Source organism: Exilibacterium tricleocarpae (genome assembly GCF_007004655.1).
In the GTDB taxonomy this organism is placed as follows: Bacteria; Pseudomonadota; Gammaproteobacteria; order Pseudomonadales; family Cellvibrionaceae; genus Exilibacterium; species Exilibacterium tricleocarpae.
In genome coordinates this window covers 1-13,976 of sequence record NZ_ML660093.1, presented here as the reverse complement: position 1 = coordinate 13,976, position 13,976 = coordinate 1, and the positions used below count along the sequence as shown (strand labels likewise).

The window sequence follows — 13,976 nt, the reverse complement described above, 5'->3', positions numbered from 1 at the left end:
CTTTCCAATGACGGGGACCATTGTTTCGCCTGGTTGATGTCATCGCAGTCAGCAGTTACCGGTATGTACGGATAGTGAGGCAGAAAAGTTGCAGTTATTTCCTTGGCTGAAGAGGTTCACTTTGAATGGACAAACCGTTAACCGCGACACCAGCGATAAAGGACTCAATGGTTACTAAATCAGACTCTATCGTCTCTATATCGTCTTTTTTTCACCACAGATTTTTTGGAGGGAGACTATTGTCAGAAATTTCCGTTGCTTCCACGGCCGTCTCATCCCGCTCTTCCGCAGATATTGGCTTAACGTAATCCAACATCTCACAATAGGATTTGGCTTGGCTCAGGCTTACATTTTCTTTTGCGTCTATAGCGATTTTTTTGCCCATTGACTCTGGCGAGGCCAGATGTCCGCTGCGGGTTCCCCCTACTTGGCAGCCGGCGCCGGCACCTGGCAGGGCTCCAGATACTCCACAATCAACTGCACACTGCGCCGCCCCCTGAATTCATTCACGTCCAGTCGGTAGGCCAGCCTGGCCCGCTGCACCGCCGGGTTGGGCCAAACGTCAAGGTCGACATTAAAGGCGATGGCATCGATCAGTAATTGATCCTCCGGCAGCAGGGACACCACCAGTTTCAGATGTTTCTCGCCCACCAGCCGCTGTTGCTGCAAATAAAACTCGCCGTCAAACAGCGGTTGCGGAAAATGCTGGCCCCAGGGGCCGGCCTCGCGAATTTGCTGGGCCAGTTCGAGGGCGAAATCCTCGCGCTCGAGGGCGCCGTCGCTGAGTAACTCCGCCTGCAGGTCCGCCGCGTCCAGTTGCTCGCGCACCACGGCGTCGAAGGCCGCCTGAAAGCGGTCGAAGTGCGCCTTTTCCAACGTCATACCCGCCGCCATGGCATGGCCGCCGAACTTTGACAGCAGGCCGGGGTGGCGCGCCGCTACCGCATCGAGGGCGTCGCGGATATGCAGGCCCGCAATGGAGCGGGCAGAACCTTTGATAGTGCCCGCATCGGCGTCGGCAAAGGCGATCACCGGGCGGTGAAAGCGGTCTTTGATGCGCGCTGCCAGAATCCCGATTACCCCTTGATGCCAGGTGGCATCGTAGAGACACAGCCCCCAGGGCAGATCGCCGGCCTCATCGACCTGTAATGCCTGCAGCGACTGCATAGCCTCGCGTTGCATCCCGCTCTCTATCGCCTTGCGGTCGCGGTTGAGATCTTCCAGCTCCAGTGCCATCTCCCGGGCCAGGCCCGGGCTGTCGCAGAGCAGGCACTGGATACCGAGCGACATATCGTCCAGGCGCCCGGCGGCATTCAGTCGCGGCCCCACCACAAAGCCGAGGTCCGCCGCCACCAGGCGTCGCGGCTCGCGCCCGGCCACGGCGAGCATTGCCAGGATACCGGTCCGGGCCCGACCGGCGCGAATGCGCTGGATGCCCTGGTAGACGAGAATACGGTTGTTGTCATCCAGGGGCACCACATCGGCGACGGTACCCAGTGCCACCAGGTCGAGATAATCGGCCATATTGGGTTCGGCAAGCCCGCGCTCAGCAAACCAGTCGCGGCGCCGCAGTTCCGCCCGCAGGGCGCTCATGACATAAAAAATCACCCCGACACCGGCCAGGTGTTTACTGGGGAAACCACACTGCCCCTGGTTCGGGTTGACGATGGCATCGGCGGCGGGCAACTGCGGCCCCGGCAGGTGGTGATCGGTCACCACCACCCGAATATTACGCGCTTGCGCCGCCGCCACGCCCTCGATACTGGAAATACCATTGTCGACGGTAACGATGACCGCCGGTTGCAGGCCCGCCGCCACCGCCACGATTTCCGGCGTCAGGCCATAGCCGTACTCGAAGCGGTTGGGCACCAGAAAGTCCACCTGCTCAAGCCCCATGGCCCGCAGCGCCAGCACCGCCAGCGCACAACTGGTGGCGCCGTCGGCATCGAAGTCGCCGACGATCAATACTTTGCGGCCCTCGACAACGGCCTCCGCCAGCAGCTCCACGGCAGCGTCCAGGCCTTTGAAAGCCTGGGGTTGGTGAAGTTGCTGCAAACCGTTTTGCAACTGGGCGTCGGTCTTGATCCCGCGGCTGGCGTAAACTCTCTGGAGCAGGGGCGGAATGGCAGCGGAAAAGTCTGCCTCGGATAGATCAACCTGCCGGCGTTTGATGATTTTTTGCATGGGATCAGACTGCGGCGCCGGATAATCTGACCGCGACGCACGGCAAGGAGGTTGAGATAGCGCACTGGTCAAAGGTTTTGGCAAGCATGAATTGAGTTTCCCTTTCGATAGTCGGTAAACGCAGGTGCGGGAACCACACCACACACATCAACTCAGGCGCGAATATTGGCGGCGATAAACCGCTGCACCTCAGATAACTGGTCAGGTAAAACCTGGTAGCGTTCTTCGCGTTCGAACAAATCGGCCATATGCCTGGGCAAGGCCGGGTCGCGGGTCTGCCCGGCTTTGCGCACCGCCTCGGGAAACTTGGCCGGGTGCGCGGTGGCCAGGCAGATTACCGGCACCGCGCTGTCGCGGCGGGTGCGGCGCGCCGCCTCGACGCCGATGGCGGTGTGCGGATCGAGCAGGTACTCGGTGCCGGCAAAGACATCGGCGATCACCGCCACGGTGCCGGCATCGTCAATTCGATAACTGGAAAACAATTGCCGTGCCTCAGCCAATACCGCCTCGCTCAGGTGCATGGCACCGGACTTGAAGTCCTCCATCAAGTGCGCGATGGCGGCGCCGTCGCGCCCGTGCAGATCGAACAGCAGCCGCTCAAAATTGCTCGATACCATAATGTCCATACTCGGCGCCAGCGAATGGACCAGGGCCTTTTTGCTGTGATCGTTGGCGCTGATACAGCGGTGCAGAATATCGTTGGCATTGGTGGCGATAATCAGCTGCTGCACCGGCAGCCCCATCTGCTTGGCCAGGTAACCGGCAAAGATATCGCCGAAGTTACCGGTGGGTACCGAGAAGGAAACCGGGCGGTGCGGCGCACCCAGGGCCAGCGCGGCGTAAAAGTAATAGACGATCTGGGCCATGATCCGCGCCCAGTTGATGGAGTTGACCGCCACCAACTGGCGCCCCTCGGGCAGAAACGACTGATCGCCAAAACTCGCCTTCACCATATTCTGGCAATCGTCGAAGTTGCCCTGCAGGGCAATGTTGTGCACATTGTCCTCCAGCACCGTGGTCATTTGCCGGCGCTGCACGTCGGAGACGCGGTTGTGCGGGTGCAGGATAAAAATGTCGATATTGTCGCAGCGCCGGCACCCCTCGATGGCGGCGGAGCCGGTATCACCGGAGGTCGCCCCCATCACCACCACCTTCTGGTTGCGCTTTTTTAGCGTGTAATCCAGCAGGTGACCGAGAAACTGCAGGGCAAAGTCCTTGAATGCCAGGGTCGGCCCCTGAAACAGCTCGAGCACCCACTCGTTGTGCCCGGTCTGCACCAGCGGCGCCACGGCCCGGTGGCGGAAGCTGCGGTAGGATGCGGCAATGATGTCCTTCAAATCCCGCTCCGGTACCTCGCCGTCCACAAACGGGGTGATCACCTGCAATGCCAGTTCTTCATAGGAGAGCCCCGCCCAAGCGGCGATCTCTTCGCGACTGAAGTGGGGCAGGGTCTCGGGTACGTAGAGACCGCCGTCGGCCGCCAGGCCGGTTAACACCACGTCTTCAAAATTGAGCACAGGCGCCTGCCCGCGGGTACTGATATATTTCACTTGCCCAGGGACTCCATGCGGATACGCGTTACCTGCCCTTCAATACTGGCGAGCGCCTCGACGGCCTGCACGGCATCGAGCAACTGTCTTTCCACCACCCGGCTGGTCAGTATGATCACCGGCACATGCTGCTGTCCCTCGGCCGGTTCCTTCTGGATCAGTGCTTCGATACTGATGCCCGCCTCGCTGAAAATCTGCGCCACCCGCGACAGCACGCCCGGCTGGTCCAGCGCCAGCATGCGCAGGTAATAGGCTGTCTCCACGGCCTCGATAGGCAGGATTTCGAGGTCGTTGAGATTGCCCGGCTGGAACCCGAGGTGCGGCACCCGGTGCTCCGGGTTGGCGGTAAGGGTTCTGGCCACATCTACGATATCGGCCACCACCGCCGAGGCGGTGGGCTCGGCGCCGGCACCGGCGCCGTAGTATAACGTCGGTCCCACCGCATCGCCCTGCACCAACACCGCGTTCATCACGCCGTCGACATTGGCAATCAGGCGCCGCGCCGGTATCAGGGTCGGGTGCACCCGCAGCTCGATGCCGGTGACGCCGTTGCGATCGTTGCGCCGGGCGATGCCCAGGTGTTTGATGCGATAACCCAGTTCCTCGGCATAGCCGACATCCTGGGGTTCTATCTTGCCGATGCCCTCGGTAAACACCTTGTCGAACTGCAGCGGCATGCCGAAAGCGAGCGAGGCGAGAATGACCAGTTTGTGAGCGGCATCGATACCCTCGACATCAAACGTGGGATCGGCCTCGGCGTAGCCGAGCGCCTGGGCTTCGCGCAGGACATCGGCGAACTCCCGGCCCTTGTCGCGCATTTCGCTGAGAATAAAGTTGCCGGTGCCGTTGATAATACCGGCCAGCCACTCGATCCGATTGGCGGCCAGGCCTTCGCGAATCGCTTTGATAATCGGGATGCCCCCGGCCACCGCCGCCTCGAAAGCGACGGTCACATTATTTTCCTTGGCCTTGAGAAAGATTTCATTGCCGTGCTCGGCGATCAGCGCCTTGTTGGCGGTGACCACGTGTTTGCCTTTGGCGATAGCCTTGAGCACCAGCTCCCGCGCCACATCAGTGCCGCCGATCAGCTCGACGATCACATCGATTTCGGGGTTATCCACCACGTCGAAGATGTCCCGGCTGACAGGGGTGGCACCGGTATCACAGGCGGGGTTGTCGCGGCGAGCGCCGATCTGTGCCACCACAATCTCACAGCCGGCGCGGGCATTGATATCGCGGCGGTTGCGCGCCAGCACATTGAAGGTGCCGCTACCTACGGTTCCCAGGCCGCAGATGCCGATTTTTACCGGTTTCAAGGCGGGGTCCTCTCATTGGCGGAAAAAGACGGCCACCTTACTGAGACCGGACATAGCTGTCAACGCATACACGGACACTATAGGCCGTGCTGCGCCTACCCCTTCACCGTGGCGAGGACCTGCAGTACTACTCCACCCCCAAAAGCCGAACCAAATCCTCAGCCGACTGATAGCCGGGAATCATAGTGCCGTCGGCAAACACCAGGGCCGGCGTGCCGCTCACCCCGACCTTGGCACCGAGTTCCATATGCTGGGCCACCGGGTTGTTCTGGCATACCTTGGTTGCCACAGCTTCGCGGTTCTTTAGTCGGGTCAGGGTGGTCTGGGGATCATCGGCACACCAGGCGGTGGCAATCTTGTCGTAGGAAGCGCCCTGCAGTCCGGCTCGCGGATAGGCCAGGTATCTGACTTCGACCCCTTTGGCGTTCAGGGCCGGCACCTCCAGGTGCAACTTGCGACAGAACCCGCAATCCACATCGGTAAATACGTTGACATAGGCCTTGGTCTTACCCTTGGGCGAGAACACGATCTGGTCTTTGGTATCGACCGCCGCCATCAGTTGCGCCCGCTCGGGCTGGAACTCCCGCTCCTTCAGATTGACGAAGGTGCCCGGCTCAACGCCGTACATATCGCCGCCGGCTACAAAGTGCTGGCCGTCGGCACTGGTGAACAGCAACGGACCGTGTTTGATCTGCACCCGATAGAGACCCTTGATCGGCGTTTCCTTCACCTCTTCAAACTCGAACGCCTGGCGGCCCTTGCGCAAAGTCGCCTTGATCTGCTCCGCCACCTTGGCATCGGCATCCGGAAACACCGTGCTCGCCTGCCCCGGCGCTGCCTGCAGCGGCGGCGAGTAATTCATCATCTGCACCGCAGCCAACAAGCAGGCCACTGCCGCACCACCCTTGGTTAGCCGTCGACCCAGCCGTTTCAACCAACCCTGTTGTGTAACAAGTTGCATAACAATCTCTCTCTATTTATTCGCGAACTGTGGGGCCTATTTTACCCCGCTTGGAGCCCGGCGGGACTGTTGGGTTCCGCAATCGGTGCCTTTTTGTGAACTGGTCGCCGTGAACCCGTCAACCGCGCGGATGATGGCTTGCATGTATGGCCTGCAACCGACTTTGTGCCACATGAGTATAAATTTGTGTAGTCGATAAATCACTGTGTCCCAGTAACATTTGTACCACCCGCAGGTCGGCACCGTGATTCAACAGATGCGTAGCGAAGGCATGGCGCAACGTGTGGGGTGACAGCGGCTTATCGATGCCCGCCACTGTAGCCCAATGCTTGATGCGATGCCAGAAGGTCTGCCGGGTCATCATCCGGGCGCGAGTGCTGGGAAACAGGATATCGCTGCTCGTCCCCTTCAACAGGGCGCCCCGGGCCGTTGCGGCAAAACGCTGCAACCATTGCGCGGCCTCGTCGCCAAGCGGCACCAGTCGCTCTTTGCTGCCCTTGCCCATCACCCGCACCACGCCCTGCCGCAGGTTGACCTGCGGTAGTGTCAGGCTGACCAGTTCGGTAACCCGCAGGCCACTGGCGTAGAGCACCTCGAGCATGGCCCGATCGCGCAGCCCCAGCGGGTCGTCCACCGCCGGCGCGGCCAGCAGTGCCTCCACATCGGCCTCGGTCAGCGAGCGCGGCAGGGGGCGACCCAGTTTGGGATTGTCAATGCGGGCAGTGGGGTCCTCCTCTAACAGGTTTTCCCGTATCAAATACTGGTAGAAGCCTCTCAGGCAGGATAGAAACCGCGCCGTGGAGCGGGCCGAAAGGCCCTGGCTGAAGCGCTCGGCCAGGTGCTGCTGCAAGCGCTGCGAAGTGGCATCCGCCAGGTTGCCGGCGCCGGCCTTGAGCCATAGCGCATAGCTGGTGAGATCGTTGCGGTAAGAGGCCAGCGTATTGTCACTCAGCCCTCTCTCCATCCAGAGTGCATCGAGATACCGGTCGATCAGCTGTCGATCGGCGCTGCCGGGTTGGTTGTCGGTCATAGCGCAGACTTTAAAGGGAAAGGCGGAATATCAAAAGCTTTTTCACCGGCGCCAAGTAAGGGGCTAAGACAATAGTCTATACCATGCCACTCATGGTTGGACGGATGAAGGCGAGTTGGGAAGTTAGAGAGGAGCGTGGTACGTTGAGAGACAGGGTGCGAGGTCAAAAGGCAGACTACGCGCCCTCGGGGTGAATACCGCCTGTTGCGGATTTCTCGATACAAGAACAGTGTGCAAGAGGTAAGGCCCGGCGGGACCGCTCACCCCCGCCGGGCCGTGAAGTGACACATAAAAAGTTTAGCAAGCTCAACTACCGAGACGACTTTGTCTCAGCACAAAACAACCGGCAAAAACAGACTCAGCCCGGTATTCCTAATCAAGATCAGTTCAACTTCTCTTTGATACGCGCCGCCTTGCCGGTCAGGTTGCGCAGGTAGTACAGCTTGGCCTGACGCACATCGCCGCGACGTTTTACGGTGATGCTGTCCACCAGCGGACTGTGGGTCTGGAAAGTACGCTCGACACCGACACCGTGAGAAATCTTGCGTACCGTAAACGCGGAATTGAGACCGCGGTTGCGCTTGCCGATAACCACACCTTCAAACGCCTGCAGGCGCTCGCGGTTACCCTCTTTCACCTTTACCTGCACCACAACGGTATCGCCGGGGCCAAATTCAGGAAGCTCCTGCTTTAACTGTTCGGCATCGAGTGCCTGGATAATTTTGTTACTGCTCATGGTCAGCTCCTAAATGTTAACCAAAGTGTGTAGCTTCACAGCTAGTTGAGGTTGCCTTTAAATTCAGCCAGCAGCTCTTGCTGCTCCTCGTCCAAAGTCAGTTTTTCCAACAAATCCGGTCTTCTCAACCAGGTGCGTCCCAGCGCCTGTTGCCGGCGCCAGCGGCGAATGCGCCCGTGGTCACCCGACAACAGCACCGGCGGCACCGATCGCCCACGGTAGCACTCTGGGCGGGTGTAGTGCGGGCAGTCGAGCAGGCCGTCGCTAAATGAATCCTGTGCGGCCGAGTCCGCGTGGCCGAGGGCGCCGGGCAACAACCGGATCACCGCGTCGATAACCACCATCGCCGCCAGTTCGCCGCCGCTCAGTACATAGTCGCCGATTGACCACTCCGCATCCACTTCGGTCTCGAGCAAACGCTCGTCCACCCCTTCATAGCGCCCGGCCAACAATACCAGCCCCCGTCGTTCAGGCCTTGTTGCCGCCAATGGGGCAGCCAATTCCACCACCGCCGACTGCCCCAGAGGATGCCCCTGGGGCGACAGGTATATCACCTGAGCAGGCATTTCCCCCTCAGCCGTGGCCCATTGCTTCGCTGCCGCTATGGCCTGGCGCAACGGGTCGGCCAACATGACCATGCCCGGACCACCGCCGTAGGGCCGGTCGTCCACGGTCTGGTGTCGATCGGACGCGAACTGGCGCGGATTCCAATAGGCCAGTTCCACCAGCCCCTGTTGCAACGCCCGGCCGCTCACGCCGAAATCGGTAACGGCACTGAACATCTCGGGAAACAGAGTGACCACCGCAATTCGCACGCCAGCACCCCCCCGTTCAATACCGAAACCTCAAGCGTCAAAACCCTTGTTTCAAAATTCAGGCCTCAAAATTCAGGCCTCAAAATTCAGGCCTCAAAATTCAGGGTCCCACTCGACCCGCATTTCTCCGCCATCGAGGTCTATCGCTTTGACGAACTGGGCCGGTACATAGGGGATAAGCCGCTCGCGCCCGCTCTCGTCACGCACCACCAGGACGTCATTGGCCCCGGTTTCCATCAGGCGCACCACTTGCCCCAAAGCAAAGGTACCGCCCTGATAGTCACTGACCACCTGCAAGCCTTCGAGCTGGTGCCAGTAGTATTCCCCTTCATCGAGCGGCGGCAGTTGCGCCCGCTCCACGGCGATATCGACCTGACAGTACTGGCCGGCCTGATCGCGATCGTCGACACCGACTATATGGGCCACGAAGCCGTTGCCGTGGACCCGATAATCGTCAATTTCCACTGCTTTTACCCCGTGGCGGGTCTTCAGCCACCAGGGTTTGTATTGCCATAGGTTTTCCCGCGGTTCAGTCGCCGAGTGTACTTTGACCCAGCCCTTAATACCGTGAACCGCGGTGATTTGCCCGACGGTGACCAGTCCGCCGCGCAGGCTGTCGGACCGTTTTGCCACAACCGGGTCGCGATCGGCTTACGCCGCCGCCTGTGCTTTTGCCGCCGCCTGCTCTTTCAGCAGCTTGGCCACGCGGTCGGACAGCTGAGCGCCCTGTCCCACCCAGTAATCCACGCGTTCATTGTCGATACGCAGGCGCTCTTCCTGGCCGCGGGCAATGGGGTTGAAAAAACCCACCCGCTCGATGAAACGGCCATCGCGGGCGTTGCGGCTGTCGGTTACCGTCAAGTGATAAAAAGGCCGCTTTTTGGAGCCGCCACGAGCCAATCGAATGCTGACCATGAAAATCTTCTTCCTGTTTTTCCAGAATAAGTGTTGCCTCACGGCAGGACACCATTTTAGGTTTTCTATCCGCTAGCGGGCATGCTATCGGACGCTGCCCCCACCCAGGCGGAGACACACCCTGCGAAAGGCGCGGTATTTTACGGGAAAGACCGCCAGAATACCAGCGTGTTAAATGCAAGTCAGAATTTCAACGCATACCGGGCGGCAGCCCGCCGCCGGGAAAGCCCCCTCCGGGCGGCATACCGCCACCACCACCCATCATGCCACCCATGCCACGCATCATCCGGGCCATGCCGCCGCCTTTCATCTTTTTCATCATTTTGGCCATCTGCTTGTGCTGCTTGAGCAGGCGGTTGAGGTCCTGAATCTGGGTGCCCGAGCCCTGGATAATACGCCGCTTGCGCGAACCGTTGAGCAGGTCCGGGTTGCGCCGCTCGGCGGGGGTCATGGAGTTGATGATGGCCTCCATCTGTTTGAACTGCTTGCCCATATTGGCCTGTTCGGCCATCTGCGCCATATTGCCCATGCCCGGCAGCTTCTCCAGCATGGCGGTCATCCCGCCCATATTCTGCATCTGCTGCAACTGTTCTTTCAGGTCATTGAGGTCGAAGCGTTTGCCCTTTTGGACTTTCGATACCAGCCGGCGGGCCTTCTGCTGGTCGATTTTCTGCTCCGCCTCCTCGATCAGCGACATAATGTCGCCCATACCGAGAATCCGCGACGCGATACGATCGGGATGGAACGGCTCGAGCGCCTCGACTTTTTCGCCCACCCCCAGGAATTTGATCGGCTTGCCGGTGACATGACGCACTGACAGGGCGGCACCGCCGCGGGCATCGCCGTCGGCCTTGGTGAGAATAACGCCGGTCAACGGCAGCGCCGCATCGAACGCCTTGGCGGTATTGACCGCGTCCTGGCCGATCATGGCATCGATAACGAACAGCGTCTCCGCCGGTGTAACGGCGGCGTGCAGGCCCTGGATCTCCGCCATCAACTGTTCGTCGATATGCAGCCGCCCGGCGGTATCCACGATCACCACATCGGCGTGGGAGCGACGCGCCTGTTCGATGGCCGCGGTGGCGATGACCACCGGCTGCTGGTCAGCGCTGGAGGGGAAAAACTCCGCCCCCACCTCGCCGGCCAGGGTCTCCAGTTGTTGAATTGCCGCGGGCCGATAGACATCGGCGCTGACCACCAGCACCTTCTTTTTCTCCCGTTCTTTCAGGTAGCGGGCCAGCTTTGCCACCGAGGTGGTTTTACCGGCCCCCTGCAGGCCCGCCATCAGGATCACCGCCGGCGGCTTGACGGCAAGGTCGAGCGCGGCGTTGGCCTGCCCCATCACCGCGATCAGCTCCCCCTCGACAATCTTGAGAAACTGTTGTCCGGGATTGAGCGCTTTGGACACTTCCTGGCCCAGGGCCCGCTGGCGCACCTGTTCCACAAAGGCCTTGACCACCGGCAGCGCCACATCGGCCTCGAGCAGAGCCTTGCGCACTTCGCGCAGGGTGTCCTTGATATTGTTCTCGGTCAGCCGGGCCTTGCCGGTGATCGCTTTCAGGGAATGGGAAAGGCGGTCGGATAAATTCTCAAACATAACAATCCATCGGGTATCGTCAACGGCATATTTAGGGGGTACAAGCCGCGCCAGTATACCTTACCGGCCTCAAGTATCTAGCCCCGCTGGTATCAGCCGGGAGGATTTGCACAGGACATCGGCCCTCAACGTATACCCGCTGATCTTGAATAAAGACACCGGCGCAGGTTTGTCTCCGGATGGCCGATGTGTCGGACCAATCGGTACACGCTGAAACTACTATTCAGAGCAGGTCACTTGGAGCCAGTGACATTTTACTCCCGCTTGCAGACCGCCGTGATGCCGGCGGCCCCGGGTGCCGCCCTATATCGATAGATTGTCCAGGATATAGCGCCCAGGTTTTTACTCCGACCCCTCTTTTATGACAAACTCTGCGCTTCGACTCAGCCAGGCCCCCAGGGGCCGCCCACGGACATAGAAACCCCATGTTGACCCTCGCCTTCAACGCCGCCGCCATAGCGCTCTATCTCGCCGCCAGTGGCTATCTGATCTCGCAGTTGCTGAGCAAACAGGCGGCGGCGATAAGCTGGCTGCGCAGCTTCGCCCTGAGCGCATTGGTGTTTCACGGGATGGGCGTGTTCAGCATCATCTTCTCTCCCGAGGGCTACAACCTGGGCTTTCTCAAAGTCTCGTCGATGATTTTCTGGGTGATCAACCTGCTGGTGCTCGCCAGCAGCCTGAAAAAGCCCCTGCACAATCTGTTCGTGTTTTTGTTTCCGTTATCGGCACTGTCAGTTGGCGTGTCGCTGTTCAGCACCAGCCCGATTACCCCTTACGGCGCCATTGGCATCGAAATCGTCACCCATATCTTTCTGTCGTTTCTGGCCTACAGCCTGCTGACGATCGCCACCTTGCAGGCCCTGCTGCTGGCCTACCAGAACTACCAGCTCAGGCACAAACACCCGATGGGTATGACGCGCGTGTTACCGCCCCTGCAAACCATGGAAACCCTGTTGTTCGAGTTGCTGTGGGCGGGCGAGTTGTTGCTGACGCTGAGCATTCTCACCGGTTTTCTGTTTCTCGAGGATCTGTTCGCCCAGCACCTGGTGCACAAGACGGCTTTTTCGCTGCTGGCCTGGGCCATCTACGCCATCCTGCTGTGGGGTCGCCACCGCAGCGGCTGGCGCGGCACCCAGGCGGTACGCTGGACGCTGGGGGGCTTTGTGGCCCTGATGCTGGCCTATTTCGGCACCAAGCTGGTGCTCGAAATTATCCTTGCCTGAGCCCGAAAACTGGTGGAAGATAGCTGCTCAATAAAAAGTAAAGGCTAGTCCCTAGTTGAACGATGCACCCCTCGGCCTGCTGTTTACCGCGCTGGCCGGCCTGATTGTACTCTCCGCGTTTTTCTCCAGCTCCGAAACGGGCATGATGTCTATCAACCGTTACCGGTTAAAGCATCTGACGAAAAAGAAGCACCGCGCCGCCCTGCGCGTGGCCGGCCTGCTGAAGCGGCCCGACCGGCTGATCGGCGTTATTCTGATCGGCAACAACCTGGTCAATATACTGGCCTCCTCGATTGCCACGGTGATCGCCCTGCGCCTGTACGGCGACGCCGGTATAGCGATCGCCACACTGCTGCTGACACTGACGATCCTGGTGTTTGCGGAAGTTACCCCGAAAACCCTCGCCGCCCTGTATCCTGAGAAAATCGCTTTTCCCGCCAGTCTGATCCTACGGCCGCTGCTGTATTTGCTGTATCCCGCGGTCTGGTTGATCAACCACATCGCCAGCGGTCTGGCGCGGCTGTTCGGTGTCGACCCCACCGGCAACAGTGCCACCGAGCATTTGCGCCCGGAGGAGTTGCGCACGGTGGTCGATGAAGCCGGTGACCTGATTCCCGATCAGCACCAGGGCATGCTGCTGAATATACTGGACCTGGAGAAGGCCACCGTGGAAGACATCATGATTCCGCGCAACGAAATCGTCGGGCTCAACCTCGAAGACGATATTCCCACGCTGATGCAGCAGATTCGCCACGCCGACTACACCCGGCTGCCGGTCTACGAGGGTGATATCAACAAGGTGGTGGGGATGTTGCACCTGCGCAATGTGGCCCGCTTTGTCTACGGCGACGACTCGACTATTACCCGCGACGCCATCCGGCGCTTTTCCCGCGCGCCCTATTTCGTCCCCGAAAGCACGCCGCTGCATATCCAGCTGCTTAACTTTCAGAAAGAGAAACGCCGTATAGGTGTGGTGGTGGACGAGTACGGCGAGGTGCTCGGCCTGGTGACGCTGGAAGACCTGCTCGAAGAGATCGTCGGGGACTTTACCACCAACCGCGCCGAGGAACAGAGCGAGGAAATCCGCCCGCTCAGCGACGGCTGGTTTATGATCGAGGGCAGTGCCTCGATCCGCGATATCAACCGCAACCTGAACTGGGAGTTGCCCACCGACGGCCCTAAAACCCTCAACGGCCTGGTGGTGGAATATCTGGAAAATATTCCCGACGCCCATGTGAGTTTCGAAATTCAGCGCTACCGTTTTGAAACTGCGGAGATTTCCGCCAAGATGATCGAGAAAGCCCGCGTCTGCGAACTGCCGAAGCGGCGTTGAGAGGGGGCCGCTCGAAGTTAGGTAAGCCATTGGCGAGTGGCACCTCTCCCGGCGGCGCGGTGCGGGGACGTAACTTTAGTTGCGTCCCCTTAGAATGGTGCCACTCCCCTTTACCTGCGGCACCTGTTTCGTGCACTGCGGTTTACTTTTGCCTGCCAGCTAAGGGGCGAGCGAGTGACAGTGCTCTTTGGGGCACCGTGCCGCCGGAGGTGCCCTTCGAAGGGGTCGGGGTGCTTGAATTTTCCTTCGAAGGGGTCGGGGTGCTTGAATTTTAACCAGGAAAAGCCTGGTTAAAATTCAAGCACCCCGACCCCTT

At 60.0% G+C, this 13,976-nt stretch carries 12 protein-coding genes; 2 read left to right on the top strand and 10 right to left on the bottom strand.

Going from position 1 to position 13,976, the window contains the following annotated elements; translation table 11 throughout:
- Nucleotides 1-423 precede the first annotated feature (423 nt).
- The 10 genes from recJ to ffh all read right to left on the bottom strand — a co-directional run bounded on the left by recJ (nucleotide 424) and on the right by ffh (nucleotide 11,104).
- The gene (gene recJ / locus FKG94_RS11700; RefSeq protein WP_142904464.1) at nucleotides 424-2,184 is read right to left on the bottom strand and encodes a single-stranded-DNA-specific exonuclease RecJ; all 1,761 of its coding nucleotides are present in this window, start codon (nucleotides 2,182-2,184) and stop codon (nucleotides 424-426) included.
- Between the two features lie 152 nt (nucleotides 2,185-2,336).
- The gene (thrC, locus tag FKG94_RS11695) at nucleotides 2,337-3,734 is read right to left on the bottom strand and encodes a threonine synthase (RefSeq protein WP_142904462.1); all 1,398 of its coding nucleotides are present in this window, start codon (nucleotides 3,732-3,734) and stop codon (nucleotides 2,337-2,339) included.
- Nucleotides 3,731-5,050 (bottom strand): homoserine dehydrogenase, encoded by a 1,320-nt coding sequence (locus FKG94_RS11690; protein ID WP_142904460.1) that lies wholly within the window; start codon nucleotides 5,048-5,050, stop codon nucleotides 3,731-3,733. The genes thrC and FKG94_RS11690 overlap by 4 nt, the downstream gene beginning before the upstream one ends.
- 127 nt (nucleotides 5,051-5,177) lie before the next feature.
- Entirely contained in the window at nucleotides 5,178-6,011 is an 834-nt protein-coding gene (locus FKG94_RS11685; protein ID WP_142904458.1) for a DsbC family protein, read from the bottom strand.
- 118 nt (nucleotides 6,012-6,129) lie between these two features.
- Complete coding sequence (gene xerD / locus FKG94_RS11680) at nucleotides 6,130-7,041, bottom strand: site-specific tyrosine recombinase XerD (protein WP_142904456.1); 912 nt, start codon at nucleotides 7,039-7,041, stop codon at nucleotides 6,130-6,132.
- A 382-nt stretch (nucleotides 7,042-7,423) separates the two neighbouring features.
- Complete coding sequence (gene rplS / locus FKG94_RS11675) at nucleotides 7,424-7,777, bottom strand: 50S ribosomal protein L19 (protein WP_142904454.1); 354 nt, start codon at nucleotides 7,775-7,777, stop codon at nucleotides 7,424-7,426.
- A 41-nt stretch (nucleotides 7,778-7,818) separates the two neighbouring features.
- Nucleotides 7,819-8,592, bottom strand: coding sequence for a tRNA (guanosine(37)-N1)-methyltransferase TrmD (trmD, locus tag FKG94_RS11670; RefSeq protein WP_142904453.1), 774 nt, complete (start codon nucleotides 8,590-8,592; stop codon nucleotides 7,819-7,821).
- Between the two features lie 93 nt (nucleotides 8,593-8,685).
- Nucleotides 8,686-9,225: a ribosome maturation factor RimM gene (gene rimM / locus FKG94_RS11665; protein ID WP_142904450.1), complete on the bottom strand. Its 540-nt coding sequence runs from the start codon at nucleotides 9,223-9,225 to the stop codon at nucleotides 8,686-8,688.
- Nucleotides 9,226-9,243: 18 nt separating this feature from the next.
- A complete protein-coding gene (gene rpsP / locus FKG94_RS11660) occupies nucleotides 9,244-9,507 on the bottom strand; it encodes a 30S ribosomal protein S16 (RefSeq protein ID WP_142904448.1) in 264 nt (87 codons plus the stop codon).
- Between the two features lie 190 nt (nucleotides 9,508-9,697).
- A complete protein-coding gene (gene ffh, locus FKG94_RS11655; RefSeq protein ID WP_142904446.1) occupies nucleotides 9,698-11,104 on the bottom strand; it encodes a signal recognition particle protein in 1,407 nt (468 codons plus the stop codon).
- A 425-nt stretch (nucleotides 11,105-11,529) separates the two neighbouring features.
- Here ffh and FKG94_RS11650 point away from each other — a divergent pair, with 425 nt between their 5' ends.
- A complete protein-coding gene (locus tag FKG94_RS11650; protein WP_142904445.1) occupies nucleotides 11,530-12,327 on the top strand; it encodes a cytochrome C assembly family protein in 798 nt (265 codons plus the stop codon).
- A gap of 55 nt (nucleotides 12,328-12,382) precedes the next feature.
- Nucleotides 12,383-13,660 carry an HlyC/CorC family transporter gene (locus FKG94_RS11645; protein WP_142904443.1) on the top strand — a complete coding sequence of 426 codons (1,278 nt, stop codon included), beginning with the start codon at nucleotides 12,383-12,385 and terminating at the stop codon, nucleotides 13,658-13,660.
- The last annotated feature ends 316 nt before the right edge of the window (nucleotides 13,661-13,976 follow it).

Excerpts from the sequence above, each read along its gene's own strand:
- rpsP (WP_142904448.1), bottom strand. The coding sequence starts at position 9,507 with ATGGTCAGCATTCGATTGGCTCGTGGCGGCTCCAAAAAGCGGCCTTTT.
- ffh (WP_142904446.1), bottom strand. The coding sequence starts at position 11,104 with ATGTTTGAGAATTTATCCGACCGCCTTTCCCATTCCCTGAAAGCGATC.
- FKG94_RS11650 (WP_142904445.1), top strand. The coding sequence starts at position 11,530 with ATGTTGACCCTCGCCTTCAACGCCGCCGCCATAGCGCTCTATCTCGCC.
- FKG94_RS11685 (WP_142904458.1), bottom strand. The coding sequence starts at position 6,011 with ATGCAACTTGTTACACAACAGGGTTGGTTGAAACGGCTGGGTCGACGG.
- recJ (WP_142904464.1), bottom strand. The coding sequence starts at position 2,184 with ATGCAAAAAATCATCAAACGCCGGCAGGTTGATCTATCCGAGGCAGAC.
- rplS (WP_142904454.1), bottom strand. The coding sequence starts at position 7,777 with ATGAGCAGTAACAAAATTATCCAGGCACTCGATGCCGAACAGTTAAAG.
- xerD (WP_142904456.1), bottom strand. The coding sequence starts at position 7,041 with ATGACCGACAACCAACCCGGCAGCGCCGATCGACAGCTGATCGACCGG.